The sequence below is a fragment of the Candidatus Chlamydia sanziniae genome (genome assembly GCF_001653975.1).
In the GTDB taxonomy this organism is placed as follows: domain Bacteria; phylum Chlamydiota; class Chlamydiia; order Chlamydiales; family Chlamydiaceae; genus Chlamydia; species Chlamydia sanziniae.
In genome coordinates this window covers 146,616-173,407 of the sequence record NZ_CP014639.1, presented here as the reverse complement: position 1 = coordinate 173,407, position 26,792 = coordinate 146,616, and the positions used below count along the sequence as shown (strand labels likewise).

The following is a 26,792-nucleotide window of genomic DNA, read 5'->3' as shown; positions in this document are numbered from 1 at the left end:
GAGAACTCATGGATTATACTCTACTTGATAGTGGAGATGGACAGAAATTAGAGAGTTTTGGTCGTGTAACTTTAATTCGTCCATCGAGTATTGCCGTTTGGCCGAAAACAGTGCCGAAACTTTGGTCTCAAACAGCAGCCCAATATGTGCGCGAAGGAAACTCAGGGTTCTGGCAACTATTTACTGAGATACCTCCTGAGTGGATCATTTCTATTTCTAATGTGCATTGCCTTTTAAAAATGACATCTTTTGGTCATTTAGGAATTTTCCCTGAACACACAAAATTCTGGCCGACATTACAGCGGGCAATAGAACAGTGTGCTCAGTGTCGAGTATTAAATCTTTTTGCCTATACAGGAGTAAGTTCGATTTTTGCAGCTCAATGTGGAGCTCGTGTCACACATGTAGATGCTTCCAAAGCTGCAGTAAGATGGGCAGAAAAGAATGTAGAAATAAGTGGTCTTTCTGAAAAGCGTATTTTTTGGGTGATTGAAGATGTCATCACTTTTTTGAAAAAAGAAATTCGACGTAAAAAAAGTTATGATATCATCTTATTGGATCCTCCGACTTATGGTCGTGGATCTGAAGGCGAAATTTTTAAAATAGATAGAGATTTCTTTTTCTTGCTTTTTTTATGTTCTCAACTTCTTGCAGACTCTTCAACGTATGTTTTGATTACTTCGCATACCCCAGGACATACTCCAGAGTTCTTGCGGAGTCTAGCAAGACGAAGTATACGCAGAGTCTCTCCTGAAAAATGGTCATGTGGAGAAAATTTTTGTGGGGAGGGGGAAAAAGCATTACCTTCAGGGAGTTTTGTTGCATGGAGTTTGTAGGAAAACACAATCCTAAGATTAAAGAAGCTTTGGCTTTGAAAAGATCACGGTCGCGCAAAGGTGCCCTATTCCTTGTTGAGGGTATTCGAGAAATTGAGAAAGCCTTATTGGCTAATTACGAGTGTCTACACATTTTCTGTGGATCGAAAATTCCTCAAAGAGAAGATTTTTTTTTTCAGAATCTGCAAAACAGCTCTATAGAACTGCTCTTTTGTTTGGAGGAGACGCTCAGCCAACTTTCTTACAAAGAACATTGCGGCAATTTTATTGCCGTCATGAAAAAAAAGTGGTGGAGTCAAGGAGCCTTTCTAAAAAAGCAAAGCAATCCTGAGCCTTTTTATCTTATTATTGAGCAAGTAGAAAAACCTGGGAATGTTGGTGCTGTGTTGCGAATCGCGGATAGTGCTGGAGCGGATGGCGTCATTTTATGTGATCCCAAGGTCAACCTATACAATCCAAATATTCTTCGTGCATCTCTGGGAGCTGTATTTACACTGCCGGTTTTGTGTCTTTCCCTCCACGATGTAGTGAAGTTGTTAGAGCAGGAAGGCTGGCGAGTTTTTGTTACTTCCCCGAGCACGGACAGGGTATATTTTGAAGAGAACTTTCAAGGGCCGATTGCTTTGGTCTTTGGTTCGGAGAAGGATGGGTTAAGTGCTTCCTGGTTTACAGGAAATTTTTTAAAAATTAGGTTGCCTATGTTAGGTGAGGTAGATTCTTTAAATTTATCTACAGCCGTAGCTGCTGTGGCTTATGAAGTTGTCCGTCAGCGTTGGTCTGTTAAGAACGCTACAGTTTTATGAAATAATTTTGTATTTTTTTAGAAAGTTTTCTTCTCAGTGAACAATTAATTCAACAATAATTTATTGCTGTTTATTAAAAGTAATTTTTTAATTACGTACTGTAAACTTGATTTTTAATCTTTTTCTTGCAATGCTTGTCTTTTTTGTATTACGGCGAAGATTATGACCTTCTAAAAAGCATGATTTTCGATAAGAAGAAATTCATGAATTTGAGAAGAGCAATGAGAAGGCAATTTCCCTCAGCACTCTTTATGTTATATCGCCGTTTGACTGTGTCTATGAGTTTTGGGCATATTTTTGGCTTGGGGTGGCTAAGCAGAATTTTGTCTGGAATCTTTGCCTGTGTTGTAAAATTCCGGTCGAAGTTTCCCTTCTCTTCTCCTGTTCGAGTGCGTTCCTCTATAGTGAGTGTAGGGAACATTGTTTTAGGAGGGACAGGGAAAACTCCTTTTGTACTTTGGTTGGTGGAAGCTTTACGAACTCGCGGATATTCGTGCGCAGTGCTTTCTCGTGGGTATAAAGGGCGCTGTAGTCGGAAAGCAACATGTGTTGTTGTCGATCCTCGTGTTCATAGCGCTGCTTATGTAGGGGATGAGCCTTTGCTGATGGCTAAAAAATTGCCTCAGGGATCTGTATGGGTAAATAAAGATCGTAGAATGTCCGCGCTACGTGCTGCTGAGCATTTTGATTTTTTGCTTTTAGATGACGGCCTCCAGTATGGCAAATTGCAAAAAGATATAGAAATTGCCGTAGTGAATGGTTCTGATCCTTTAGGTTCGGGAGCGTTTTTCCCCACAGGCAGACTTAGAGATTTTCCCAGTCGCTTGAAAACTGTGGACGCAATTGTTATTAATGGGGAAAGCAGTGTAGAGTCTCAGCGACTTTTAAAAAACTTTTCTCAGGCACCACAATTTTTTGTAAGACCTTATCTTGCTTCTGTTGTTTGGATGCATAATGGGGAGCAAATTTCTGTAGAGGAGCTTCACAATCGGGGTGTGGGAGTCTTTTGTGGTTTGGGATTTCCCCAGGGGTTTTTTACTATGTTGAAACAGGCTGGGGTAAGGATTTTGGGAACGTATTTGTTGCCGGATCACTCAGGAATAACAAAAAAAGAGTTGTATTACTTTTGTCAAAAAATGGCTTCGCGCCAAGCACAAGGGGTGCTATGTACAGAAAAGGATAGTGTAAAACTTGGAGATATGTCTGGTGAATCGGGATGGCTACCCATCGGTAAGGTAGAAATGCGGTTTGCTATTTGCGAAGATCACGCACTCTCTCTTCTGAATATTATTGATCAAACGCATAAAAGCAGAGGTAACTAATGAAACTGTGGATGAAGATCTTTGTAGGATTGTTTGTCGGGGTTATCTTAGGTTTATTTTTAGAAGATAAAGCGATCTTTTTTAAACCTATAGGCGACATCTTTTTAAATTTGTTAAGCATGATTGTCTACCCATTAATTTTTTGCTCCATGGTTTTAGGCATCGCTTCAATTAGTGATATGAAGAAGCTAGGACGGATTGGGATGAAGAGTGTAGGTCTTTATCTGGCAACCACGGCAGTAGCTATTGTCATTGGGCTGTGCTTTGCAGGAATTTTTCATCCCGGTCGGGGGTGTGATTTTTCTGGGGCTCTTGTAGAGCCCGTTGTGGCAAATCCAGAAAGAACAATGGCCCATTTTCTTTCTTTAATTTCTCAGGTGTTTCCTTCAAATCCTATCCGAGCCTTTGTTGAAGGCAACATTTTGCAAATTATTATTTTTGCAATTTTTTTAGGGGTTGCCATGAGGCTTGTTGGAGAGCGTGGTCGTCCTATAGCAAAGTGTATTGAGAGCTTTTCCGAAATCATGCTACGCATGGTGAACATGATTATGAGTTTTGCTCCCTATGGAGTGGGGGCTAGCATGGCGTGGATTTCTGGAAACCATGGTTTAGTCGTCCTTTGGCAATTAGGGAAATTTGTTCTTGTCTATTATATGGCTTGCTTCTTTCACGCGACTCTTGTTTTTGGCGGTATGGTGAGGTTTGGGTGCAAGCTTTCGTTTATAAAATTTCTTTCTTCGATGATGGATGCAATTTCTTGTGCGGTATCTACAGCGAGTAGTTCGGCGACGCTTCCTGTGACTATGCGTTGTGTGTCGAAAAATTTAGGAGTTTCTTCTGAAATTTCGGGTTTTATATTACCTCTGGGGGCTACTGTCAATATGAATGGCACAGCAATTTTCCAAGGAATGGCAGCAGTTTTTATTGCTCAAGCATATAACTGTCCTTTATCTCTGAGCAGCCTAATATTATTAGTCATTACTGCCACATTCTCTGCGGTAGGAAGCGCAGGAGTTCCTGGTGGAGGGATGATCACCTTGGGTTCTGTATTGGCTTCTGTAGGATTACCAATACAAGGGATTGCTGTATTGGCAGGGATTGATAGGTTAAGAGACATTGTGGGAACTCCAATGAATATCTTAGGAGATGCTGTAGTGGCTACGTATGTAGCTTCTGGAGAGGAAGAACTTTCCTGTTCTGAGCTTTTGCAGCAAGAGAATAGGGAAATTATATAAAGGAAACTATGCATGTTTGAGTTTCGATTCCCCAAAATAGGGGAGACTGGTTCTGGGGGATTTATAGTTCGTTGGTTGAAAAATCTGGGGGACAGCGTAGCTAAAGACGAACCTTTAGTTGAAGTATCTACAGATAAGATTGCTACAGAACTTACATCTCCAGCAGCAGGAAAACTCGTGCGTTGTTGTGTTGTGGAAGGTGAAGAGGTTATTGCTGGACAGGTTCTGGCAATGTTGGAAGTTGAAGGAGTTTCTGCCGAAGAGTCCAACAGTTCATCTTCTATGCAGATTTCGTGTACAGAAAGTTCATGTTCACAGAGTTCTTTAGGATGGTTTTCCCCCGCAGTTCTTGGTCTAGCCCAGCGTGAAGGAGTCAACTTTGAAGCACTTCAAAAAATTAGAGGCTCAGGTAAAGGGGGACGTGTGACGCGCCGGGATCTTGAGGCCTATATTTCAGAAACTCGAGAAGCTACAAGTACGATGTCTTTTCAGGGTGAGGAAAATCGTATCCCGATGTCTCCTTTGCGGTGTGCTATCGCCGCTTCATTAGCCAAGTCCTCGGATGAGGTGCCTCACGCTTCTTTGATTGTTGACGTTGATGTTACAGATCTTATGAACTTAATCGCAGGAGAACGGGAGCGCTTTGTTGCTACTCATGGCGTAAAGTTAACAATTACGAGTTTTATTGTTCAGTGCTTAGCAACGGCTTTGAGGCAATTTCCTTTACTTAATGGTTCTTTAGATGGGACCACGATTGTGATGAAGAAATCTATCAATGTAGGTATTGCTGTAAATCTAAATAAAGAAGGAGTTGTCGTTCCAGTAATTCGCAATTGCCAGGATCGAGGATTAGTGAGTATAGCCAAGGCTTTAGCGGATTTATCTTCTCGGGCGCGTATGAACAAGCTAGATCTTAGTGAAGTACAGGAAGGTAGCGTCACAGTGACTAATTTTGGGATGACAGGAGCTTTAATTGGGATGCCCCTTATACGTTATCCTGAAATTGCAATTTTAGGAATAGGGACGATACAAAAACGTGTGATTGTTCGTGATGATGACTCTTTGGCAATTCGCAAGATGGTTTATGTTACATTGACATTTGATCACAGAGTGTTGGATGGCATTTATGGGAGTGAATTTTTAACCTCATTGAAAAATCGATTAGAGTCTGTTACTATGAGTTGAAATGTAAACTGAACTCAGAGAAGGCCTAAGAATGAGCTCCTCCGTGATTTCCATTGATATATGCGAAGATATTCTTACAAAGCAGAAGGAAGCATTGAATTTTTTTTTCCAAACCTTTCATTATAAAGAAACCTTGGAGTTGGCAGAAAAAATATTGCACCATTCTGGCTGGATATTTTTTTCTGGAATGGGAAAGAGTGGTTGCATTGCTAGGAAAATTGTAGCGACATTACAATCTTTGAGTGAACATGCATTATTTTTTGCTCCCGGGGATTTGTTGCATGGGGATTTAGGTCTTGTAAGTCCTGGAGATATTGTCTGTTTACTTTCTAAGAGTGGGGAAGCCCGTGAACTTTTAGATTGCATTCCTTATTTAAAAGAACGTGGAGCAACTGTTGTTGCAATTACCTCAGTTTCGTATTCTAATTTAGCTGCTATGTCCGATCATGTGGTAATTTTGCCTGCGATAGCTGAGCTAGATCCTTTTAATCTTATTCCTACAACCTCAACGACTTGTCAAATGTTGTTTGGGGATCTTTTAGCAATGACTGTATTGTATGGCCGGGGGGTATCTCTTTCTACTTATGGAAAGAATCATCCTAAAGGTCAAATAGGGATGAGGGCAAATGGCAGGGTTAAGGATTACATGTTTCCAAAAACAGAAGTTCCTTTTTGCCGTCCCGGGGATAATGTCCAATTTGCTTTAGAGATATTTTCTGCTTATGGCTGTGGATGTGTCTGCATTGTTGATTCAGAGTTTAGATTGCAGGGCATTTTTACTGATGGAGATTTACGTCGTTCACTAGCGTGTTATGGAGGAGAAGTACTTTCCTTGTGTTTAGTGGAAGTGATGACGTCAAGCCCCCGTGTGGTTACTGACACTACAGATGTTGCCATTGCTTTACGTATTATGGAAACCAGTCGACCCATAACGGTTCTGCCTGTTGTAAATGATGAGGAGAATATGTGTGTTGTTGGTTTATTGCATATGCATACTTTAGCGAAGGCTGGGCTATTATAAGTTTACAAAATAAAAAATATCGGAAGAGAAGATAAGCCGGATTCTGTCTATGAGATAGCTAGGCTATCCCTAGGGCAACCATTCATCTAGGAGATCTATTACTAGATCCCTCAAGCGATTATGAAAAAGCCTATGAGAAGATGCCTTCTCATATTTGCAGACACAAAAGAGCTTTTTTCTCTTGCTTCAGATAGGGTTTGCATGCGTATTAAGTCACCTTAATAGCTCCTACTCCTGAAGTAGGAATTTTCAGCCTGTCTATAAACATAATGTTTATAGCGGAGTGTTTTCTGTTGCACTTTCCGTAGCCTTACGACCCCTGGAGTTTCTCCAGTATCTTTTCTTATGAAGTCCGGACTTTCCTCTATTTATATTTCTTATAAAAAACAAACAGCGGTTGCCTTTCTCTTCCGATGAACTTTATTATAATTTTATACAGCTACACGGCGACGACGGCGTTTCGTTGTAGCACTATCAGGGGAGCTTACTTGAGGCTCTTGCCAATAGAGAATTCTTGAACAATGCTCACAAAAAATTAATCGGTCCTTTTTCCTAACAAGGTTCTCATGTTGGGGAGTGAGCACAATATGACAACCACTGCAGACACGATTCTCAATAGGAACAACAACACGATCCTTTTTATTATTTAATAAGCGTTCGTAGATGCCAAATAACTCAAGGTTTGTTGCGCTTTTTAATACCGTACGTTGTTCTAATAAGGCTTTGCCTTCCTCATTGATCTTTTTAATGCTGTCAAAAATTTCCTTTTCAATAATCCCACTACTGTTTTCCGTAGAAGCAAGACTTTCTTTAAGAGATACAATTAAATCTTCTCCTCCTGCTTGCTTATCCATAAGGTCACTTAACTGGTGTTCTAGAGCTCTACGTTCCTTATTCGCTGTCGTCATTTCTTGAGTTAGGGCATTAAACTCATCCATTTTTTTTACAGCAGCTTGTTGATTCTCTAGCTTGTTAATCTGTTCAGAAATTTCTTGAATACGATTTTCGCCCTCTTTAATTTGGCTTTTTAAATTTTCCATTTCAAGTTCTTTTTCTTGAACTTTTCTTCGAATGTCTGTTTTAAGTGATTGAACTTTTGTGAGTTCTTTCTGATGCTCTTTTTTTACACGCATAAGTCGAATCATTTTAATATCAAGCTCTTGTATAACCAAAATACTTTGGAGGGCATCGTGCATAAAAACTATTCCTTGCTTGTAGTTCCTAAATGCAAGTAAAGATCATAAGACTTAGGAATGGCATCTGGAGAAAAAAACCAGCTTACCGATTTTGTGGCAAGAAGTAAAGCAGCTTTTTTTTCTAAACAAAAAAACTTAAAAGATTGCGAAATATTCTCACACTCGAAGTCACACCCTGCTTTTTAAGAAAATTTATAGAAAAAAGTATTTACGTGTTTGTTTTTGTGGCAAAGGGGTCTTGTAAAAGAACCACAAGTCTTTTGCTCGTGTGGTTGGGGCTACTATACTTTAACGCAGTATCATGAGTAGCTTCAATCAAGGCCTTTTTGCAATAGGCATGGCAATTGTGAGCAAAGTGAATGGGTTCTTCTGGAATTGGGGCAAGTTGGTCCTTAGGGACTTCGTATACCGAAGAGAATAGGGCAAGTGCTACGAAGGAGGCTCCTCGTGATAACGCTTCTTCCAAAGCGTTTTTATAGGCGAATACAGCCTGTTGATAATAGCCCTGCATATTGACAACCCCAGTATTGGGGTCTGTAAATTCCTTGAGAGTGGGACCTCTGATGTGGCCTAAGAAATTTGGGGTAAGTGCTCTCAGCTCTTCATTACTCTGTATTCGAGGCAATCCTTCTTTAAGCCATGTTGGGTCGGCAGTAAAGGATATTGAGCGTACTTCAGTAGGTTCAAAAGGAATGGGGGGTTTTCCTTCTTCTCTAGAGTTACATGCGTTCCAAATGTCTGCATTCCGTGTAAGAGGGAACAGTACAGTAGATAAATTTGTTGCATTATTTGAGATCTGCGATCCCATTGCATCAATAGAAGGACGGATAGGATTAAATATCCCGCTTACCTGATTTCTTGCTGCTATTATGCTTTTATTCCCCGCGATCAGGACGCGTTGGAAAGGTAGGGCAGAATGTAGTTGGATTCCCAGTTTAAATCGCCCATTGAATTTGTCTTGGAAGAAGATTATCCTTGAAGTGAGAGTATAATATTCTTTGTCAACAAAGCTGTCAGGAAGAAGAGTAAAGTTTTGCTCTAAAGATCGAAACCAATTTGCATCAGTCTTTGTAGTCATATGACGATAAGCTAAAAAAGTCACTACAGAAAAAAGAACTGTGGCAACAAGAAGGGCTAAGAAAATCGGATTGCCAAGGATGGCGGCCAGGACAATACCTCCTACTAAAGTTCCTAAAGCTAACCCACCTAACGTAGATAAAGTGATAATTTTCGAAGTAGTAAGCTCTTGATTGACCTTGAGATCTTTCTTGGGAGTCTGTGTAAATGATAGCCGCCTACTTTCAGGTGGGGGTGAAGGAATAGGTCCTGCCATATAAAAAAACTCTTTTTTTTATTAACAATAATTTTATCGTATTTAATCTTATTTATTATACCGAATTTTATTTCCTAAGTAATTTTTATTATATAATAAAAATTACTTAGGAACAACTTCAAGGGCAATTAAAATTCTACGTAATTGATAAGAAAAAAGATAGCGAACAAAGAAATACATAGGGAGAAGAATGAGCAGAGAAAGAAATCCTAAAGGATGTAGAAAAGTACCCAAAACAATGCTTGCTCCCAAGCATAAGATCCAGAGAAAAATGCTTGCAGTGAAAAGTAAAATTATACGAATGAATTCTCGGCGAGCTTGACTTCCTGGGGGAAACAATGCAGGAGGGGAAGAGCTATTAGAAGATATAGAATTTGGATTTACCATTGGGCTTCAAAAGAAGATTGATGGAAGTGTAGAATTTTAAAAGACAATGCGTTTTTTGTCACTGAGATCGTGTTATTTAAAATAGGGCGTGTGAGTGAGTAGTACGTTGTTTGGAATTCTTGAAAAGTATGAGGACCTTGAAACCAATAGGTTTGATGGGGGAGATCGGGAAAAATTTTAGCATAAGCCCTTACCGTTGATGGACTTGTAAATATAATCTTTTCGTAGGGGAAGAAAAGAGAGCGTTTCAAATGGCGGGGCTGTACAGTATAGTGAGGGTAGGCAAAGAAATCTTTACTTTCTTGGTAAAGGAAATCTTTAATTACAGGCCGTGCCAATCTTGAATGGGGGTAAAGAATTCGTGAGCTGGTAGAGAGTGCTTGGATGAGGGGAAAGAGTCCCTCACCAACTTCTTGTTCGGCGGTGGACTGCTGAGCTTTGGGTAAAAAGGAAAAGAGCCGTTGTCTGGTGGCTTTCCCTAAACAGAGGTAGTGTTTTTTGTTTAGAAAGTGCTTGGAAACGATGCGTAGCATTCTTGAAAGAAAGAGCGTTGTGGATGAGGGACTTGTAAGAATAACATGCGTTGTTTGGGGGAAGTAGCGCACGGCATTTTTTTGGAAAGGAGTCCCTTGGGCATAAGGCACTAGAGTCAGAATAGGGAGAAAGTGGGCCCGGTACTTCTGCGCAGTATGGCGATTGAGTCCTAAATAGAGTGTCATGGATCCTTGAAGGTGAAGAAAGGCATGTTAAACTAGTATGAGTTCTTGTATATCTAGAATTCTCTAAATAAAAACTTAGGATAGCAAGCTTTATCTGTAGAGTAAAGGAGCAGATTGACATTTTTCATTTTGGGCGCTAGGCTAATCTTTTTCGAACCTAGAAATTCCTCTGAAGAGGTACGGTTTTTTTGTAGTCTATGCAGCTGCTATAATGTTCATAGGCTTGAAGAAATCAAGAAAGCCTCAAGATGGTAAAATGGTTAGATGAGGTGAGGACTATGGTTTCATTGTTGCATAAATTTTTACAAAATGCCTCAGAAAAGAAAGGGCAAAGCCTAGCTTCTACAGCGTACTTAGCTGCTTTAGATCACCTTTTGCACACTTTTCCTTCGGTGGGACAAAAAGTAATCGATGAGTTGAAGAATCAACGTTCTCATTTGAAAATGATTGCTTCTGAGAATTACTCTTCTCTTTCGGTGCAGTTGGCGATGGGAAACCTCCTTACTGATAAGTATTGCGAGGGCATTCCTTTTAGACGTTTTTACTCTAGTTGTGAGAATGTCGATGCTATTGAGTGGGAATGTGCAGAAACTGCCAAGGAATTATTTGCTGCTGAATATGCTTTTGTTCAACCCCATTCTGGAGCTGATGCCAATCTACTCGCTGTTATGGCGATATTAGCACATAAGATTCAAAGTCCTGCGGTAAAAAAATTAGGGTATAAAAACATTAATGATTTAACAGAAGAGGAATATACACAAGTAAAAAGGGAAATGGCATCTTGTGTTTGTCTAGCTCCTTCATTAAATGCTGGAGGACATTTAACTCATGGAAATGTCCGATTGAATGTGATGTCTAAGTTAATGCATTGTTTTTCCTATGATGTTGACCCTGTTAAGGAATGTTTTGATTCTTCTGAGATAGCGCGTTTGGCAGCTAAGTACAAGCCAACAGTATTGATTGCTGGGTATTCTTCTTATTCGCGGCGTTTGAATTTTGCAGAACTTAAGCAAATTGCTGAGGATTGTGGGGCAGTACTTTGGGTAGATATGGCGCATTTTGCTGGGTTAGTTGCTGGAGGTGTGTTTGTTGGGGAAGAAAGCCCCTTCCCCTATGCGGATATTGTTACGACAACAACACATAAGACTTTACGAGGACCGCGAGGTGGGTTAGTTTTAGCAAGTCGGGAATATGAGGAGATCCTAAATAAAGCCTGTCCTCTAATGATGGGGGGGCCGTTGCCTCATGTGATTGCTGCTAAAACGGTGTGCTTGAAGGAAGCCCTCTCTGTAGATTTTAAGCGGTATGCGCATCAAGTTGTGAACAATGCTCGTTGTTTAGCAGAGAGTTTTTTACGCGGTGGATTCCGTTTGTTAACGGCAGGTACGGATAATCATATGATCGTGCTTGATCTGAATTCTCTGGGCATTTCTGGGCGCATTGCTGAGGACATTTTGCATAGTATAGGAATTGCTGTGAATCGCAATGCTTTACCTTCAGATCCTGTGGGTAAATGGGACACCTCAGGAATACGTTTGGGAACTCCTGCATTAACGACTTTAGGAATGGGGTTAAATGAAATGCAGGAAGTGGCAAATATTATCGTGAAAGTATTGCGAAATATTCGTGTGAGACGTAATGCTGATGGTAGTTCTAATAAAAATATGGGAGAGCTACCTGAAAATATAGCTCAAGAGGCTAAAGAACGGACAAAAGACGTATTATTGCGTTTTCCGCTCTATCCTGAAATCGATTTAGAAGCTTTGGTTTAGTTAGGAGACAAGTTATTCTATGGCGGACGGAGAAGTTCATAAATTACGCGATATTATAGAGAAAGAGCTTTTAGCAGTACGTAGGGTGTTTTTTTCAGAACCCGTGACTGAGAAGAGCGCTGCAGATGCGATTAAAAAGTTGTGGTATTTAGAGTTAAAGGATCCTGGCAAACCTATAGTTTTTGTGATCAATAGTCCGGGTGGATCTGTAGACGCCGGTTTTGCTATTTGGGATCAAATGAAGATGCTCACCTCTCCGATCACTACTGTGGTTACGGGTTTAGCAGCTTCTATGGGTTCTGTACTTAGCTTATGTGCAGCCCCGGGGCAGAGGTTTGCAACTCCTCATGCGAGAATTATGATTCACCAGCCTTCGATTGGAGGGCCGATTACAGGACAAGCTACGGATTTAGATATCCATGCGAGGGAAATCTTGAAAACGAAGGCTCGTATTCTAGATGTTTATGTAGAGGCTACACAGCAACCCCGCGAGGTTATAGAGAAAGCTATTGACAGAGATATGTGGATGACAGCGAATGAAGCTAAAAATTTTGGCTTATTAGATGGGCTTCTCTTCTCTTTTAACGATTTGTAAGTATTCCCTATACTCTGGAGCAGGAAATCGTTTCCTTCTTAGTGAGGAATTGCCCTCTATACAAACAATTTGTTCTTTATGTGAAAAGACAAAGACTGATGGTTTTTTATTTTTAAGCCCTTCCCTTTGTGCAGATGCTCGGTTAACTATTTTTAATTCCGATGGCTCCCGCCCTGCAATGTGTGGGAATGGTCTCCGTTGTGTGATAGCGCATCTTGCTCAACGGTTTGGAAGAAATGACATTTCCGTGGATACAGATTGTGGGGTATACTCGGGATATTTTTACTCTTGGGAGCGCGTACTTGTAGATATGAGCTTACCAGAATGGCATGTTTCTACTTATCAGTTGAAACTGGCGAATTTTTCCCACTTATATGAGGTATTTTTTGTCCACACAGGAGTTCCTCATGCTGTACTTTTTTTCCCCGAATTAACAACTTTAGATATTCTTTCCTTGGGACGTTTTTTGCGCCACCATCCCCAATTTGCTCCGCAGGGAGTCAATGTAAATTTTGTCGAGGTACTTGGAATTGGTAAATTACGTTTACGTACATATGAACGTGGTTTAGAAAAGGAGTCCCCTGCTTGTGGAACCGGGGCCGTAGCTGCTACCCTAGCAGTGTTAAAATGTTATGAATGGCAAGAGGAGAGGGTAGAGCTCTTTACTTGGCATAATATTTCTATGGCAGTGAACTTACAGCAAGGTCGTGTGTATCTTGAAGGGCCCGTGACTCGGTTTGACTCTCCCTCTTCTTCACTCTGTTATGAGTTATGTTAAGATCTACATAGTTGACAATCACAAATTAACAATTATAAATTCTTCTTTTTTGGAGTTAATAACGGTTATTCATATAATATATCAATTACTTATAAGTTTTTAAAAATTTAATATTTTTGCATGCCTTATATTAATAGTTCCTTTTTTGAATGTGATATAAATAGTTATCTTAATAAGATGTCTTTCGAACAGTGGGAACATCGTGCGAATCGAACTTCGTTTATTGTCATTTCTTTAGTTGTCATCACTCTTATTATTATTTTATTAGCTTTGCTTGTTGTAAATGGCCTAGCTTTTGGAGCCGGAGTCATCTATGGAGTCTACATTTTCCAGCTGGTCGGCACTATAGTTGGGATTTCGCTCCTGGTAGGCTGGCTTGCTTTCATGTATTGGATACGTAGAGATTCTTTAGTTGCAAGAAACGTTATTAGCGATGTGTATTATAGAGGGATTCGGTCTTGGAATTTGTCGCGCGGGGCTGTGATTCCAGAAACGAAGACAATAGATAAGAACTTGGCTGAGCCATTTTCTAAATATGCGATTGAAAGTTCGCTTATTGCGTTATGTCTGGAGCATTTTGGATCAACTCTTCCCGACGAACCTTTAGTAAGGAATTTTCGGATTTTCCGAGATTTTCGATTCAATTCCTCTTCTCTCTTTTTCTCGATTACATCTAAAGAGAGAAGACGGTTCTCTTACTCACTGAACAAGGATGCGGTTATTTGCGAGGCATTTATTAATGATGCTGCAGCACATCAAGGCATGATAGATTGTTATCAAATCATACACGCAAATCGGCTCATTCGAAAGCATGGATTGCAGGGGATTTCTGTAATTTCTAGCATTATGCAGCAAGTAGATTATCCTACACGCCCTAATGAAGGAGGGCGGCAAGGCTTGGTTCGCATTTATTTAGGGGCGCGCAAACTCAGTCAATTCACTCTCCTCATACCTAACTACCGTCTGCCCATGGGTCCATTTTTCGTGTCTAAATATGCCCCTCATGCTGACCGGAAGGAAGCCGCTTTTATTCAAGGGTTAGAAGGACTTTTACAATTATGTATTCTACAGAAACGGTTTTTTGCTTTGCAGTGGGATACTGTTTGTGTAGATACTCGTAAGATAAACGACAATGAAATTGAATGTATAAAAATTCGTTCCATGTCTCCAAAAATCCGGAAACAACTTGGAAACTATGGCGAGGTTGCTACAGCTTTAACCCAATGGATTTCGGCATTGGGTACTGAACAACAATTATCGTGGTTGGAAGAAAAACTGGACACTTTAGAATTGCCGAAAAGTTTAGGGAGCCCAGAAGCGGAAATCTTAGAAGACAGTCTGAATTTTGCTGTTGGAACTTCTACTGTTCCTTCTTCATCTACAGAATTACAGGTTTATAATGAACCTGAGATCTCCCCAGAACCTCGGGTTAAACTTACAGAGAAAGAAAAGCAAATGCTTCGTCAGGCTCTGCAAGTTCGCAAATCTCAGTTAGATTTGTTCATTAGTTATCAGGAATCTTTTGAGGAGTTTAGAAGGAGCTCCAACTCAGATGAATTTAAGGCTGTGAAAACTTTCTTTAATTCGAAAGCAACACGCTTTCGCCTTCTATCCACGATGTCTTCGCTGCATTCTAAAATTGTTACTCAAGCGCGTGAGAAAAATCCAGCGACCCAATTGAGGGTGTCAACAGTGAAATCTTTTGCTCGTTGGTGCTATAAGAGTCTACGACCTGACCTGTTCTTCGAAAACAAAGATTATCTTGCCCATACGTATATGGATAGGGATAGGGTTGTCTTTCGAGGATTCCGAGTACTAGAGCCTGGAGTGGAGGCATGGTATACTGAGGAGTCACAAGCTAGTGAAATACGAGATTTACTTGCTGCATTGTGTCGAGAAGGTTATCTCTACAGTTTTTTTGAAACTGAGGTCTCAAATAGATTTAGTTTGTTAGTTTAGTAGATTTTTACTAAGGGGATAGAGCTTGCTCTCTAACTAGGATTTTTCTATAATTCTTATGTATGATAGCGTATCCCCAACCACAAAATCCTCTTCTGCTTCGCGTCCTTCGTCTTATGGATGCTTTTTCTAAGTCTGACGATGAAAGGGATTTTTATTTAGATCGTGTGGAGGGGTTTATCCTTTATATAGATTTGGATAAGGATCAGGAAGATCTTGATAAGATTTATCAAGAGCTTGAAGAGAACGCAGAGAGATATTGTTTGATTCCGAAATTGACGTTTTATGAAGTTAAAAAGATCATGGAAACGTTTATCAATGAGAAGATTTATGATATCGATACAAAAGAAAAATTTCTTGAAATTTTACAATCTAAAAATGCTCGTGAGCAATTTTTAGAATTTATTTATGATCATGAATCGGAGTTAGAGAAATGGCAGCAATTTTATGCCGAACGCTCTAGGATTCGAATTATAGAATGGCTTCGCAATAGTAAATTTCATTTTGTTTTTGAAGAAGACTTGGATTTTAGTAAACATGTTTTAGAACAGTTAAAAATTCATCTTTTTGATGCCAAAGTGAATAAGGAGATTATACAAGCTCGTCAATTGTTAGTGAATAAAGCCAAAGTTTATTATTCTAATGAGGCGTTGAATCCTCGCCCTAAAAGAGGACGTCCTCCCAAGCAATCTGTAAAGATAGAGACGGAGGCTACAATTTCTAGTGATATCTATACCAAAGTGCCTCAGGTGGTGCGACGTTTTCTTTTCTTGCCAGAAATTATTTCAGCTTCATCGATTACTTTTTCCGAAAAATTTGATACTGAAGAAGAATTTCTTGCGAATTTGCGAGGTTCCTCGCGTGTTGAGGATCAGCTGAATCTTACGAATTTCTCAGAACGATTTGCCTCTTTAAAGGAGCTATCTGCGAAATTGGGTTATGATTCTATGTCTACGGGGATTTTTTTTGATGAGGAAGAGGAAGATGAGGTTGTTGCGAAGCCTAAGAGTAGTAAGCGTGGACGAAAAAAATCTTCTTAATTTTTGATTTTATTTTTCTAGCAGCCAAATAGTAGCTGCTCCCAAACATAGTTTTCTTTTTTTCTTTAATCTAAATCCTACGCGGATAAATAGTTCCTCAAGATCTTGATCTTTGGGGAGATTTTGTACGCTCGTGCTGAGATACCGATATGCAAGAGGATCGCGAGAATACAACCTTCCTATTAAGGGAACAGCGGCTTTTAGATAGAGCTTGTGCATGAGATAAGCTGGATGTGCTTGTATTGGACAGGTAAGTTCTAAGATGCCGAGTTTTCCTGAAAACTGAAGGATGCGGTAGATTTCTTTAAGGGCATGGTGAGGGTCTGGAAGGTTTCTAAGACCATAAGCCATGGTTGCTAGTGTCTGTGAGGCATTGGCTATAGGGAGGTGGGTGATGTCGCTATGAACAATTGTGAACGGCAAGTGAGGGAAGAGTTGTTTTGCCTTAAAGAGCATTTCTGGGGAAAAGTCTACTAGGGTTGCCGTTGCCTTGGGATAGTAAGAAATATAACGACTCGCCACCTTTCCTGTTCCTGCACAGAGATCGATGAGGTGATCAGCTTTTCCTATGAGCTGGATTAGAGTGCGATTCCAAAAGTGATGCATCCCCAAGGAAAGAATGGCATTGATCTTATCATATCGAGGAGCAAGGGTATTGAACATTTTCTGTAAATTAGGCTGATTGGCACAATGCTTCATGATAGGTTTGAAATCTCGCTAAGCTTTCATAATGTTCATCTTCAAGTTTATATTGACAGAGGGTGAAGTATTCTTGGAGGAGCGGCTTTGGAAGTCGTGTGCGTTGGTAAGCTTCTTGTACAACTTCTTGAGGGTGTGTTTCGAAATAGTTGAGGGCTTTTGTAAAAACTTGGGAAAGGAGACTCTCTTCTTTTCCAGAGGTATTATGGAGAATTATAGCAAAAACGAAGGGGAGCTGGGTCAGGTCATACCATCCCGCAGCCAGGTCATACGTTGTAAATCCTGGGATTTTTGGGTGATGAAGAGCCGCATCGCCAATAAGAAGAAGACCCGTGCAATTGTCAGAGGATTGCTGGATTACCTCGTGGGTGGGCAGTCTCAAAATTTCAGGAATAGGCACTCGCCATAAATAATGGCAGAGGATTTTTAGAAGCTCTATAGAAGAACGACTTTCTTGAGTAGAAACAAGGCGTGTGTGCTTTCCGTTAAAGAATGTCGGCACAGTGTAAAGATTCACACTGAGAATGCGTTTGTGTGCAGCAATTCCGAAATCGGGAAGATAGTTCAGTTTATGAGAGATTGCTCCGAATGATGAGGTGAGGGCATTATTGAGTTTCCTATGGATAAGCAAGGTGAGGAGTTCTGCGGGAGACGCGGTATAGAGATCTATTTCTTTATGTTTGGCGAGTTGTAAAGAAAAAGGTAGGGCGTTAATGTACGGTATGCATCCTAGGCTTATACGTTTTGAGAGTTTGTCAGACATGGAATTTTTCCCTGGGTTTTTATGAGAGTTGCCATGCCCTCAATGTCCATTTTTATAGGGTGTGCTGAGGATGCCATTTGGAAGACCTTTTCTTCCATATGTGTTGAAGAAAGGTCATTAGCTCCACTAGAGAGCAGGTGTAAGGCTTCTTCGATACCTAAGTAATTCCAAAGGGCTTTCATATGGTTGAAGTTATCTAAGAATAATCGCGCTACTGCCATCAAAGACCTGATAGGAATAGTATGAGAGTGTTTCAACTTGGCAAGCCTTTTTCCTAAAGTATTGTTGTTATGAGCAAATTTTAGAAGTATAAAATTTTTAAATCCTTGTGTTTCATCTTGTAAGTTGCGTAACTGAATCATATGAGTGACGAGATCTTCAGGGCGTTCTTTATGATAGCAGAGCATTGTCACATTGCTAGGGATATTCAGCCGGTGGGCAGTTTTATGAATGGTAAGAAACTCTGCTGAAGAGATGCGCCTAGGAGCTAAATTATTGCGAACAGTATCAACAAGAATTTCTGCACCTCCTCCAGGCAAGGAGTCCAAGCCTGCATGTTTTAAGATGCGAAGGATCTCCTCTACCGTCATATGGTGGAGGTCAGCAAGGTAAGCATATTCTATAGCGGTGAGGGCTTTGACATGTACATGAGAAAAACTCTCCTTTATTTTTGTAAAGAGCTGAGTGTAATAGTTTAAGTCACAGGAAGGATAGCACCCCGCTACAATATGGACTTCAGTTATAGGAACTTTAATATTGTGTAGTTTTTCTATAAGTTGTTCTGGAGTGTAAAACCATCCTTTAGGATCGCCAGGCTTAGCATAGAAAGCACAGAAGGTACAATTGAAGGTACAGATATTTGTGGGATACAGGTAAAGGGTAGAAGAGTAATACACGATGTCACCGACACGTTCCTTGCGAACTTTATCAGCAAAGGTCCACAGGGCATGCTGATCTTCTTCATTATCGAGAAGGAGGAGTTGAAGAGCTTCTTCTGGACTAAGTCGTGTTTTTAGAGAGAGCCTATTAAAGAGGTCCTTCAGCCAGGGAGATTGAGGAGGCGTAGAGAGAGGAGATGGTGTCATTAAGAAGATTTATTGGATTTGGATTTCGAATCTTTATTATTAGTTTTATCGCATGACTTTTTGTGACAACAATCTTCTTTTCCACATCCTTTAGAGAGAGGTTTTCCAAGTAAATACGATCCCAAAAAAAGAATGCCAGCACCTATTCCTAATAAAACTGTGGCACAACAAACAAGCAGAAAAAGCGTCATCATAGATGTAAGATCCCCTCCTCTGTACTCTGTGTGTTTTAATAGAGGTCTACCCAAATTGGAGAACTCCAAGCCATAGCTCCGTCTATTTGAGTGATTCTAAGATAGTAGAATACAAAAGGAGACTTACCCTTGAAATCTTCAAGAACAATGGATGCTAGGGGTTCCATGTCATCAAATTCATAATCTAGATTGATATTGTTTGGAGAGAATGTGTGTAAAACTTCACCATTGCGGATAATTTCTACGGTTTTGAGAAGGGTTGTTCCTGCAATATAGCCGGCAATATGACGATTGACAACAAGTCCTGGCTTTGTAACTGTAGACAATTCCGACCCCATGGGAGCAGAAGTAATAGTAAAATTTACGATAATCCTCGGACCTGTTGTAGCATAGCAATGGCGATTAAACAAAGCTTCAACGAGAAATTCCCTAGTATACTTGTTGCAGATGACTGCCGTGAGGCCAGGAGAATATTGTTTTTGATTAGAATCGAAGAAATTGTTGTAAATTCCACGATCATCAAGTCCGCCAGAAACAAAACCGAAACGTAAGTTGCGTTTCAACCCTTCAATTACAGTTCCTTTTATGTCTTCGTAATCCTCGCCAGAAATAGGAAAAGGATTTCCTAAATTTGCTGTAGTTTCTGAAGAGCCCCACGCATTGTAAATTTCTACAACTCTTTCAAATTCAGGATAAAAATTGTTGAAGTTAAAACCATACTGTTTAGAGGCTGTAAAAGTCGGAATTGAGATGATATCGTGATTTGAAGTGCTTTTGTAAAGCTTCGCAAGAGGAATGTGTTTGTAATCTTTATGCTTAAAACAGTGTTTATTTTCCTTAACATTGAGAATGTGGCGGACACCTTCGTTCCCAGGTTCTCCTATATATTGAAATCCTGAGAGAGTAACGAAACGGTCTTCTTCATTAAAATCATTACATGTTTGGCTGATGAGTTTTGAGATTTCGGGAGAGAGATTCTCCTGATTTTCGAATGAGGATGTGGCATAGAAATTTAGCGCGCAGTCATCACGGAAGTAGCGCATACACGTTTCAATATTTTCTTCAGAATCTACTCGTTCGGATTCTCCGTGGAAAAGACCCCACATAAGATTAGGAACAGAGTCTTGGAAACATTTTATAGGAGCAGAGATAAAGACTTCTTGTGTGGAAAGGTTTTTCAATTGGATGCGGTAAATTCCTGGTTCATTAAAGTAGAGATTTGGAAGAATAACAAATCCAGTTTCAGGAATGAAGAGCTGCCAGTTAAGGTTTTCTCTGAGATGTTCATAGGAAAGCTCTATTCTGGTATCTTCTGGGGAAAAGTTTGTCAGATTGTTGAATTCGTCTTCGAAGCGTACAGTGATATCGAAACGTTTGTTTTTGACCACGTAGGAGGGTGTGAAGAGTTCGATTTTTTTTAACATATTCCCGCGAATGTCTATTGAAAATATGTCGGGTTCATCGTAGTTCCCTTGGCCTGTGGGGTCAACGTAAAGATAAAAAGGTTTACGACGTTGCGTGAATAGTTGCGCTCCATTTCCTGCTTCGTCGTTTTGAGGATGGTGGGGAGAGGGACCTAGGATGATAGTGAAGTTTTCACCTACTTCGAGTTCGTAAGGTAGGGTGAATTCAAATTGTGGTACGGGATTCCGAATTACAGGAATGACTGTTGCAGTCAAGATTTCTCCTTCGGGCATCTCTGCGTAAATTACGTTCTTAGGCTTGGAAAGATCTACGGAGGGAGCTTCCCAATCTGTCAGTTTGCCAGTACCTCCTAGATCGAATTTGAGTTTCGCTTTTGCAGGTAGTGGAGTGGCAAGGGAGTAAAGGAATTTCCATATAGAAACCTGCCCTGCTCTAGCTATGGAGGGATTAACATAACAAACGGATCTACGCATAAGTAAGGCAAAAGCTTTGGATGACTTAAAGACATTATCATATAATAATAATGGCGTTTTTCTCAATCATCGTCTTTATTTAACATGTGTAGAGCTTCGTCTACAGTATTGAATATTTTGAAATAGGAAAGGAACCCAGTAACATAAAGGGTTTGTTCTATAGTTTTTGGAACTGAAGTGAGGACGATTTTCCCTGACTGCTTGCCGACTTGGTGATAACTTTGTAGTAGTACGCGGATTCCTGCGCTAGACATGTAATCGAGGTGAGTACAATCGAGGACAATATCTTTAGATCCCGAGGATAGAGATTGGGAAATGCTTTCTTGCACTATAGGAGAAGAAATACCATCAAGTTTTCCTTTCAGATGAAAGATGGCTGTGGAGCCGTGTTCTTCTTTTTGGATGTCGTTCATTTAAATAGTTCTCCTCATCCTAGGGGATTAAGATTTCACTCTGATAAATCTTTCGGTTTTTTGCAAAGATTTTTTTTATCTGTTTAGATTTAAGGGATAGGAAACTTTCGTTTCCTAGGGGTGATTTTAAGTTTTCCTACACTACGTTCTGTACAGGTAATAATTTCGATATCGAAATTTTCATGGTGAATTTTCATTCCTTTTTGAGGAACAGCACCAACTTTATGGAAGACATGGCCTCCTAAGGTATCATAGCTATTTTGGTGATCGATTTTTAGTTTAAAATAATCTTCGGCATCAGAGATATTCATTCTTCCATCAACGATCCAAGAGTTTCCGATTTTTTTATAGGGAATGTCTTCTTGTACGTCATGTTCATCAGCGATTTCACCAATGATTTCTTCAATGATGTCTTCCATGGTGGCAATGCCTTCAGTAAAGCCATATTCATTTACGATAATGGCGAGGTGACGATGTTTTTGTCGGAATTCTTGGAGTAAGGAAGCTGCCTTTTTAATTTCTGGAGCGTAAAAAGGAGGTTTGGCGACTAAAGATACGGGTTGATTTGGGTCATGGGTGTTTTTATAAAGTTGTAGAAGGTCTTTAACAAGAAGGATACCAGTAATATTATCTAGATTTTTTTTGTATATGGGAACACGACTGTAGCCTTCTTCTATGATGAGGTCTAGAGCTTCTTTCAGCGTTGTTTCTTCAGGAAGAGCAAAGATATCTACTTTAGGAATCATAACTTCGCGAACGATGAGTTTGTCAAAGGCAATTAAAGTTTCAGAAAGCGGAGTTTGAAATGTGAAAGAAGGTTTGAGAAGAGGACATGAGGTGGTTTGGTTTTGGTACAGCTTCTGTAAAGGAAGAAAGAAGAGCTGTAATATTGAGGGAAGGAGGCGTAGAGGGACTGTAGCTTCTTTAGATAGTTTTTTTGCTATATAGGCAGGGAGAAAGACATAGGCGATGAAGCTAGCAAGACTATAGCTAATCCAAAATGCAATGGCTTGGTAGGAAAGTTGTATATGGAATGTTGTTGTGTAAATTTTTATCCCCAGAGCACCATAGAGAATGAGGAGAAACATGACAGGGAATGTAGTGTGATTTGGGTATCCTTGAGCTCCTTGTTCTTTGAAGAAACGGTTGTGTAGGGATGTGTAAAAGTTTAAGGATCCGTGGGACGAGGATTGGGTAAGTCCTAAGGTAAAGAGCGCAAAGATAAGAAGTAGAGCTAGGATGGTATAGAGCATGTTAAGCTGTAAGTAAGGCGTCATTTTCCCGCAGCATACATAGGAGTTGATTTTCTTTAACTCTCATTTTTGTTTTCTCTTTAGGTGTTGTATCGTTGTAACCCAGCATGTGGAGAGTGGAGTGGATGAGATAGCGGGAGATCTCTTCGTAGAGATCTTCTTTAGTATGGGGGCGGTGTTTTAGGAAGCGAATTGCAGCTTCTGGACTGATGAAAGCCTCTCCAAGGACATGAGGGTACGTTGAGGAGCCCGGAATATCTATAGGTAGGGTGATGGTATCTGTAAGTGATGGATCGGAAAATACTTTTTTATGAAGATGGGCGAGGGCTTTATCTTCTAAGAAATATACAAATACCTGATGTGTAACGATATGTAAAGTATCGAGTAGAAAAGTAAGAAGCTTTCTTACAGACCTAACCCTTATAGGGACAAGTTTTTGTCTATTAGAAACATAAATGTTGATAGAAGTCAATATCAAAGCAACTATTAAAAAGCTTAGGATTATTTTAAAATAGGAGTTTTTGGTAAGCCCGTCACTCTTTTTGCAGTAGCATGATCCCAGCGGCCTAGTTTACGTAAGACTTCCACACGTTCAAAACGCTTAAGGACATTTCTTTTAGAAACCCCTTTCACAGATTTACCATAACTACGGTGTCGGGACATAACTCTTAACTAACCTATTTTTGGAATAAAAATACTGGTGCTATTTATAACATTGTGATGCTCTTTATAAGCAATCTTTGGAGCTAACGGAGGATAGACGATACCATATTTAGGCTTGCGTTTTTTAGGATTTTTCGCCCGGCGCCGAGCCTGTTTACTCATTCGTGTCATAAAATAACTCTTTGAATTGTTTAACTTCTCCAGAAAGTAGAAATAAAGAGGTGGAGCACTTTACAAGAAAAAGGATAGTAAAGATGGCATTTTTTTTCAATAAAGACATATTTAAGGCTTAAGATCTTGACAAGGAGCCTCAGGGTGGGGATTAGGAGTCGAGGGTGTAGAAAGAACTCCACAGGAGATGATATATTTAAAGGCATCTTCGATTTTCATGTCTACAAAAGTAATATCAGATTTTTTAAATAGTGTCAGGAATCCTGAGGTGGGGTTGGGAGTTGTTGGAATAAAAACTGTGATTAGAGTGTCATCTTCACTCGGTTGGTTGCAGCATGCGGTAGGGGCATCTCCAGCAACTAAGCCTATACATTGGGTATGATAGTTAGGAAAGGGAACCATGACCACTTGTTTAAAGGATCCCGATTTAGAACCGAAAATTGTAGTCATTACTTGTTGAGCAGCTTTGTAGACAGTTTTGATGATGGGGATACGGTGGAGGATTTTGTCGTAGATTGAAAGTAGCGATTTGAAAATCATGAGACGGGTGAGAAAGCCAAGGAGTACAGTAGCGAAGAAAAGGCCAAAGAGTAGGATGATTTGTAAGACAAACTTGAGAAAAGTGCGATGTTTGGAATAGAAGCTGATTTTTTCAAAAAATCCCGAAGCTAGGCCTACAAAGGGTTGGGTAAGAAAGTTAATAATCATTCCGACAATAGCAACGGTGATTGCTAGAGGAAGGAGAATAATCAGTCCTGTGATGAAATGTTTTTTCATGATCCCCCCAAAGAATTGGTATCTTCGTACTTCTTCACTATACAAAGGGCTGGATTATTTAAGATAAGACTTTTGTCTGTTGATTGTGAGGGGAGAGAAGGAATCTCCAAAACATGTCGCGGTATTCTTCAGCGTAATCAATACCAATACGTTTTGTTGTAGTGATTGTCCCAAGGATTTTTTCCTTACTAATATAGAGATTCGGAGTGTTCAGGCGTTGATGATTTTGTGTTAAGGAGATGTCGAGAGCTTGGCATACTTTCCCAGGACCGTTTGTTAGCAGATGGAAGGGTTTGTTTTGCCATTGGCGTCGTTTGATCATAAGTTCTTTCCCTTCTGTAGGGAGGATGGCACGAATAAGAATAGCGTGAGGTGTGTCTTCAGGTCCAGTAACAACATTAAAAAGAGTATGAAGGCCATAGCAGCAGTACACATAGGCGGTGCCGCCTTTTCGGTACATAGCAGCGTTTCTTTTGGTTTTTTTATAGTTGTATGCGTGGCAGGCTTTATCATCTGGGCCGCGATAAGCCTCGGTTTCTATGATATATCCGGAAGTTCTATTTCCTTGATGTTTTGTAACTAGTTTATAGCCGAGTAGGGATTGGGCTAATGCGAGCACGTCTTCGGTTATAAAAAAGCTTTCATCGAGCATAGTTATAAGGTTTTCTTTTTTTTCTTTACTTTCTTAGATTTAGGTTCTTCAGTAGTTGGGATGATTGTCCAAGTGATGGTTTGCGTAAGAAGATTCGCGTGAGCAATTTTTACATGCAGAGGAGCTCCAGGCTTCATCCTATCTGGGAGATGATCGGAAGAGGGTTTTTTCTTTAGAGCGTATTCTTTAGGGAGGTCAGCAGCTGGAATGAAGCCTTCGTGGTAGAACTCGGTGACAATGAAAGAAAGACCTTCAGAAGTTACTGTGAGCACATAGGCAGAGTACACAGTATTGGGTTGTTCTTGTAAGAATTTGTTTATAAAGCGGATTTTTTTCAGATTTTCAAAAGCAGATTCTGCTTTTGCTGAAATTCTTTCTTTTATTGAACATGCACGGACGATGAGCTCAAGGCGATGTTCATCTATGCTCATGGGGTGGAATAGGAGCCTATGGACGATAAGGTCGATATACCTTCGGATGGGACTGGTGAAGTGGGTATAGTAATCAAGTTTTAAGCCGTAATGACCTTTGTTTTCTGTGGAGTATGAGGCTGTTTTCATACTACGGACAAATTGTGAGTGAAGGAACTGTTCCAAAGGATGTCCTGCAGATGCTGTGTGTAGGAGATATTGGTAATCGGGTTCTTGAGCAGGGGTAAAGATAATATCAAAACCCATATTTTTCGCCAATTCTTGAAAAGCAAGGAGATTCTCGTCTTTAGGAGGTTCGTGGCTGCGAAAAGGAAGAGGAATCCCCTGGTGGGAGATGTGGTAAGCAATGACCTCATTGGCTTTGAGCATAAATTCTTCGATGAGTTTATGTGAAAATGTTTGGCGATTTTCTATTAAAGAGACAGGTTCTTGTAGGTTATCTAGTTCCATAGTGAACGAAGGAAGGATAAATTGGATGCATCCGCGTTCTTCTCGAATACAGGTGAACTTCTTGCTAAGGGTTGCCATATTCTGTAGGGTTTTCGAAATGGGATGGATTTGCTCTTTTTCGATAATTTGATCTACTTCGTCGTAGGTCATGCGGTATTTACTTCGAATTATACTACGAAAGATTTGATAATCAGAGAGGTGTCCTGATTTTGTAAAAGTCATGAATACAGAAACGGCAAGCCGGTCTATGTTAGGTTTGAGGCTACAAAGATTATCAGATAAAGCCGGGGGTAGCATGGGAATGACCTTGCCGGCAAAGTAGGTAGAGTTGCATCGCTTTGCTGCTTCTTTATCGAGGAAGGAGTGCGGTGTTACGTAGTGTGAAACATCAGCGATATGGACGCCTAAGATGTAGTTGTTGTGATCGTGAGTGAGCGATATAGCATCGTCAAAATCTTTAGCTGTTGCGGAGTCTATAGTGAAACAGAGTAAGTCGCGAAGGTCTTTACGAGAATGTAAAGCTTGAGTGATTTGTTTTTGAGAAAATAGGTGGGCTTCATTTAGGATTTCTTCAGGAAAATTCTCATCGAGGTTGTATTCGGCTTTAATTGCGGCAAAATCAGCTTCGGCATGTGTGATATTGCCAATGAATTCAAGCATTATGAGAGGAGGTGTGGCTGTAGTTTCTTTCTTATCGACCCAGGGAGGTGTACTGAAAAGGATCCTGTCACCAATTTTATAAGTGTGTTGGGGGAGGAGCTGCGCAGGGAGCAGAGATTCTGTTCCTAGCATGCTACTGTAGACAAGGGCTGTTGTTGGAGTAAGGAGTGAGGTTATCGTGCCTACGAGTGTAGTTTTTCCTCGAGAAAGAACTTGTTTAATTATGCCTTGTTTTTTTTCACCTTTTTTTGAATGGAGAGAGACTTCTACAATCACATGGTCACCATCTAAGGCGCCTTTTAAATTTCTAGCAGGTACAAAAATATCAAAAGAATATTCTTCAGGATCATCGGGTGAGACAAAACCGAAACCTTTTTTAGGATGAACGAATAGCGTTCCTGAGATCGCAATTTTTGAAGAGTTTTTTTTAAAATTCCTTCCTGTTCTTTTCTTTGGTTTTTTCAATAGTCTCACTCCACTGTAGTTTTGAGAATTTTTGAAG

28 protein-coding genes and 1 other RNA gene are annotated in these 26,792 nt (G+C 40.2%); 11 read left to right on the top strand and 18 right to left on the bottom strand.

The features are described from left to right. Positions 1 to 8 precede the first annotated feature (8 nt). The 6 genes from Cs308_RS00655 (at position 9) to Cs308_RS00630 (ending at position 6,402) form a co-directional block, all read left to right on the top strand. Positions 9 to 836, top strand: coding sequence for a class I SAM-dependent methyltransferase (locus tag Cs308_RS00655; RefSeq protein WP_066483308.1), 828 nt, complete (start codon positions 9 to 11; stop codon positions 834 to 836). Next, positions 824 to 1,639: a TrmH family RNA methyltransferase gene (locus tag Cs308_RS00650; protein ID WP_066481399.1), complete on the top strand. Its 816-nt coding sequence runs from the start codon at positions 824 to 826 to the stop codon at positions 1,637 to 1,639. Before Cs308_RS00655 ends, Cs308_RS00650 begins: the two co-directional genes overlap by 13 nt. Before the next feature lie 221 nt (positions 1,640 to 1,860). Continuing rightward, complete coding sequence (gene lpxK, locus Cs308_RS00645; RefSeq protein ID WP_066481391.1) at positions 1,861 to 2,961, top strand: tetraacyldisaccharide 4'-kinase; 1,101 nt, start codon at positions 1,861 to 1,863, stop codon at positions 2,959 to 2,961. Next, positions 2,961 to 4,196 carry a dicarboxylate/amino acid:cation symporter gene (locus tag Cs308_RS00640; protein WP_066481390.1) on the top strand — a complete coding sequence of 412 codons (1,236 nt, stop codon included), beginning with the start codon at positions 2,961 to 2,963 and terminating at the stop codon, positions 4,194 to 4,196. Before lpxK ends, Cs308_RS00640 begins: the two co-directional genes overlap by 1 nt. A 12-nt stretch (positions 4,197 to 4,208) precedes the next feature. Then, positions 4,209 to 5,381, top strand: a complete 1,173-nt coding sequence (locus Cs308_RS00635; protein ID WP_066481389.1) for a dihydrolipoamide acetyltransferase family protein — start codon at positions 4,209 to 4,211, stop codon at positions 5,379 to 5,381. Positions 5,382 to 5,412: 31 nt separating this feature from the next. Next, a complete protein-coding gene (locus Cs308_RS00630; protein ID WP_066481387.1) occupies positions 5,413 to 6,402 on the top strand; it encodes a KpsF/GutQ family sugar-phosphate isomerase in 990 nt (329 codons plus the stop codon). Between the two features lie 16 nt (positions 6,403 to 6,418). On the opposite strand, the gene rnpB is transcribed toward Cs308_RS00630, so the two are convergent. The 5 genes from rnpB to Cs308_RS00605 all read right to left on the bottom strand — a co-directional run bounded on the left by rnpB (position 6,419) and on the right by Cs308_RS00605 (position 10,037). Further along, positions 6,419 to 6,815, bottom strand: an RNA gene (gene rnpB, locus Cs308_RS00625) — RNase P RNA component class A. Between the two features lie 18 nt (positions 6,816 to 6,833). Next, positions 6,834 to 7,598 (bottom strand): zinc ribbon domain regulatory protein CdsZ, encoded by a 765-nt coding sequence (gene cdsZ / locus Cs308_RS00620; protein ID WP_066481385.1) that lies wholly within the window; start codon positions 7,596 to 7,598, stop codon positions 6,834 to 6,836. A gap of 208 nt (positions 7,599 to 7,806) precedes the next feature. Continuing rightward, positions 7,807 to 8,931: a hypothetical protein gene (locus tag Cs308_RS00615; RefSeq protein ID WP_066481383.1), complete on the bottom strand. Its 1,125-nt coding sequence runs from the start codon at positions 8,929 to 8,931 to the stop codon at positions 7,807 to 7,809. 102 nt (positions 8,932 to 9,033) lie between these two features. After that, positions 9,034 to 9,318, bottom strand: a complete 285-nt coding sequence (locus Cs308_RS00610) for a hypothetical protein (protein ID WP_066481380.1) — start codon at positions 9,316 to 9,318, stop codon at positions 9,034 to 9,036. Then, positions 9,312 to 10,037, bottom strand: a complete 726-nt coding sequence (locus Cs308_RS00605; RefSeq protein WP_066481379.1) for a uroporphyrinogen-III synthase — start codon at positions 10,035 to 10,037, stop codon at positions 9,312 to 9,314. Before Cs308_RS00605 ends, Cs308_RS00610 begins: the two co-directional genes overlap by 7 nt. 278 nt (positions 10,038 to 10,315) lie before the next feature. Here Cs308_RS00605 and Cs308_RS00600 point away from each other — a divergent pair, with 278 nt between their 5' ends. The 5 genes from Cs308_RS00600 to Cs308_RS00580 all read left to right on the top strand — a co-directional run bounded on the left by Cs308_RS00600 (position 10,316) and on the right by Cs308_RS00580 (position 16,181). Then, positions 10,316 to 11,809, top strand: coding sequence for a glycine hydroxymethyltransferase (locus tag Cs308_RS00600; RefSeq protein ID WP_066481378.1), 1,494 nt, complete (start codon positions 10,316 to 10,318; stop codon positions 11,807 to 11,809). A gap of 19 nt (positions 11,810 to 11,828) precedes the next feature. Beyond that, the gene (locus tag Cs308_RS00595; protein ID WP_066481377.1) at positions 11,829 to 12,404 is read left to right on the top strand and encodes an ATP-dependent Clp protease proteolytic subunit; all 576 of its coding nucleotides are present in this window, start codon (positions 11,829 to 11,831) and stop codon (positions 12,402 to 12,404) included. Further along, on the top strand, positions 12,373 to 13,182 hold the full coding sequence (gene dapF / locus Cs308_RS00590; protein ID WP_066481376.1) for a bifunctional diaminopimelate epimerase/glutamate racemase: 810 nt from the start codon (positions 12,373 to 12,375) through the stop codon (positions 13,180 to 13,182). The genes Cs308_RS00595 and dapF overlap by 32 nt, the downstream gene beginning before the upstream one ends. A gap of 177 nt (positions 13,183 to 13,359) precedes the next feature. Then, the gene (locus tag Cs308_RS00585) at positions 13,360 to 15,141 is read left to right on the top strand and encodes a hypothetical protein (protein WP_197481295.1); all 1,782 of its coding nucleotides are present in this window, start codon (positions 13,360 to 13,362) and stop codon (positions 15,139 to 15,141) included. A gap of 62 nt (positions 15,142 to 15,203) precedes the next feature. After that, a complete protein-coding gene (locus tag Cs308_RS00580; RefSeq protein WP_066481372.1) occupies positions 15,204 to 16,181 on the top strand; it encodes a UPF0158 family protein in 978 nt (325 codons plus the stop codon). A gap of 9 nt (positions 16,182 to 16,190) precedes the next feature. On the opposite strand, the gene ubiE is transcribed toward Cs308_RS00580, so the two are convergent. The 13 genes from ubiE to Cs308_RS00525 form a co-directional block, all read right to left on the bottom strand. Then, on the bottom strand, positions 16,191 to 16,880 hold the full coding sequence (gene ubiE, locus Cs308_RS00575; RefSeq protein ID WP_066481369.1) for a bifunctional demethylmenaquinone methyltransferase/2-methoxy-6-polyprenyl-1,4-benzoquinol methylase UbiE: 690 nt from the start codon (positions 16,878 to 16,880) through the stop codon (positions 16,191 to 16,193). Next, positions 16,855 to 17,643, bottom strand: a complete 789-nt coding sequence (locus tag Cs308_RS00570; protein WP_066481366.1) for a menaquinone biosynthesis protein — start codon at positions 17,641 to 17,643, stop codon at positions 16,855 to 16,857. The genes ubiE and Cs308_RS00570 overlap by 26 nt, the downstream gene beginning before the upstream one ends. Continuing rightward, positions 17,616 to 18,728, bottom strand: coding sequence for a CofH family radical SAM protein (locus tag Cs308_RS00565; protein ID WP_066481365.1), 1,113 nt, complete (start codon positions 18,726 to 18,728; stop codon positions 17,616 to 17,618). The genes Cs308_RS00570 and Cs308_RS00565 overlap by 28 nt, the downstream gene beginning before the upstream one ends. Further along, positions 18,728 to 18,922 (bottom strand): hypothetical protein, encoded by a 195-nt coding sequence (locus Cs308_RS05090; protein WP_082904990.1) that lies wholly within the window; start codon positions 18,920 to 18,922, stop codon positions 18,728 to 18,730. Before Cs308_RS05090 ends, Cs308_RS00565 begins: the two co-directional genes overlap by 1 nt. Before the next feature lie 35 nt (positions 18,923 to 18,957). Next, on the bottom strand, positions 18,958 to 20,820 hold the full coding sequence (locus Cs308_RS00555; protein ID WP_066483306.1) for a DUF3604 domain-containing protein: 1,863 nt from the start codon (positions 20,818 to 20,820) through the stop codon (positions 18,958 to 18,960). Positions 20,821 to 20,882: 62 nt separating this feature from the next. Next, on the bottom strand, positions 20,883 to 21,233 hold the full coding sequence (locus tag Cs308_RS00550) for an anti-sigma factor antagonist (RefSeq protein ID WP_066481362.1): 351 nt from the start codon (positions 21,231 to 21,233) through the stop codon (positions 20,883 to 20,885). 89 nt (positions 21,234 to 21,322) lie between these two features. Next, positions 21,323 to 22,486, bottom strand: a complete 1,164-nt coding sequence (locus tag Cs308_RS00545; RefSeq protein WP_066483304.1) for a transporter associated domain-containing protein — start codon at positions 22,484 to 22,486, stop codon at positions 21,323 to 21,325. A gap of 1 nt (position 22,487) precedes the next feature. After that, the gene (gene ybeY / locus Cs308_RS00540; RefSeq protein ID WP_156506722.1) at positions 22,488 to 22,964 is read right to left on the bottom strand and encodes an rRNA maturation RNase YbeY; all 477 of its coding nucleotides are present in this window, start codon (positions 22,962 to 22,964) and stop codon (positions 22,488 to 22,490) included. 23 nt (positions 22,965 to 22,987) lie between these two features. Beyond that, complete coding sequence (locus tag Cs308_RS04945) at positions 22,988 to 23,149, bottom strand: small basic protein (RefSeq protein ID WP_082904989.1); 162 nt, start codon at positions 23,147 to 23,149, stop codon at positions 22,988 to 22,990. Between the two features lie 9 nt (positions 23,150 to 23,158). Continuing rightward, the gene (locus Cs308_RS05000) at positions 23,159 to 23,320 is read right to left on the bottom strand and encodes a hypothetical protein (RefSeq protein ID WP_156506721.1); all 162 of its coding nucleotides are present in this window, start codon (positions 23,318 to 23,320) and stop codon (positions 23,159 to 23,161) included. Positions 23,321 to 23,431: 111 nt separating this feature from the next. Then, positions 23,432 to 24,097 carry a DUF502 domain-containing protein gene (locus Cs308_RS00535; protein WP_066481360.1) on the bottom strand — a complete coding sequence of 222 codons (666 nt, stop codon included), beginning with the start codon at positions 24,095 to 24,097 and terminating at the stop codon, positions 23,432 to 23,434. A 58-nt stretch (positions 24,098 to 24,155) separates the two neighbouring features. Continuing rightward, positions 24,156 to 24,749, bottom strand: coding sequence for a DNA-3-methyladenine glycosylase (locus tag Cs308_RS00530; RefSeq protein ID WP_066481357.1), 594 nt, complete (start codon positions 24,747 to 24,749; stop codon positions 24,156 to 24,158). A gap of 2 nt (positions 24,750 to 24,751) precedes the next feature. Next, positions 24,752 to 26,755 carry a ribonuclease R family protein gene (locus tag Cs308_RS00525; RefSeq protein WP_066483302.1) on the bottom strand — a complete coding sequence of 668 codons (2,004 nt, stop codon included), beginning with the start codon at positions 26,753 to 26,755 and terminating at the stop codon, positions 24,752 to 24,754. Positions 26,756 to 26,792: the final 37 nt, after the last annotated feature.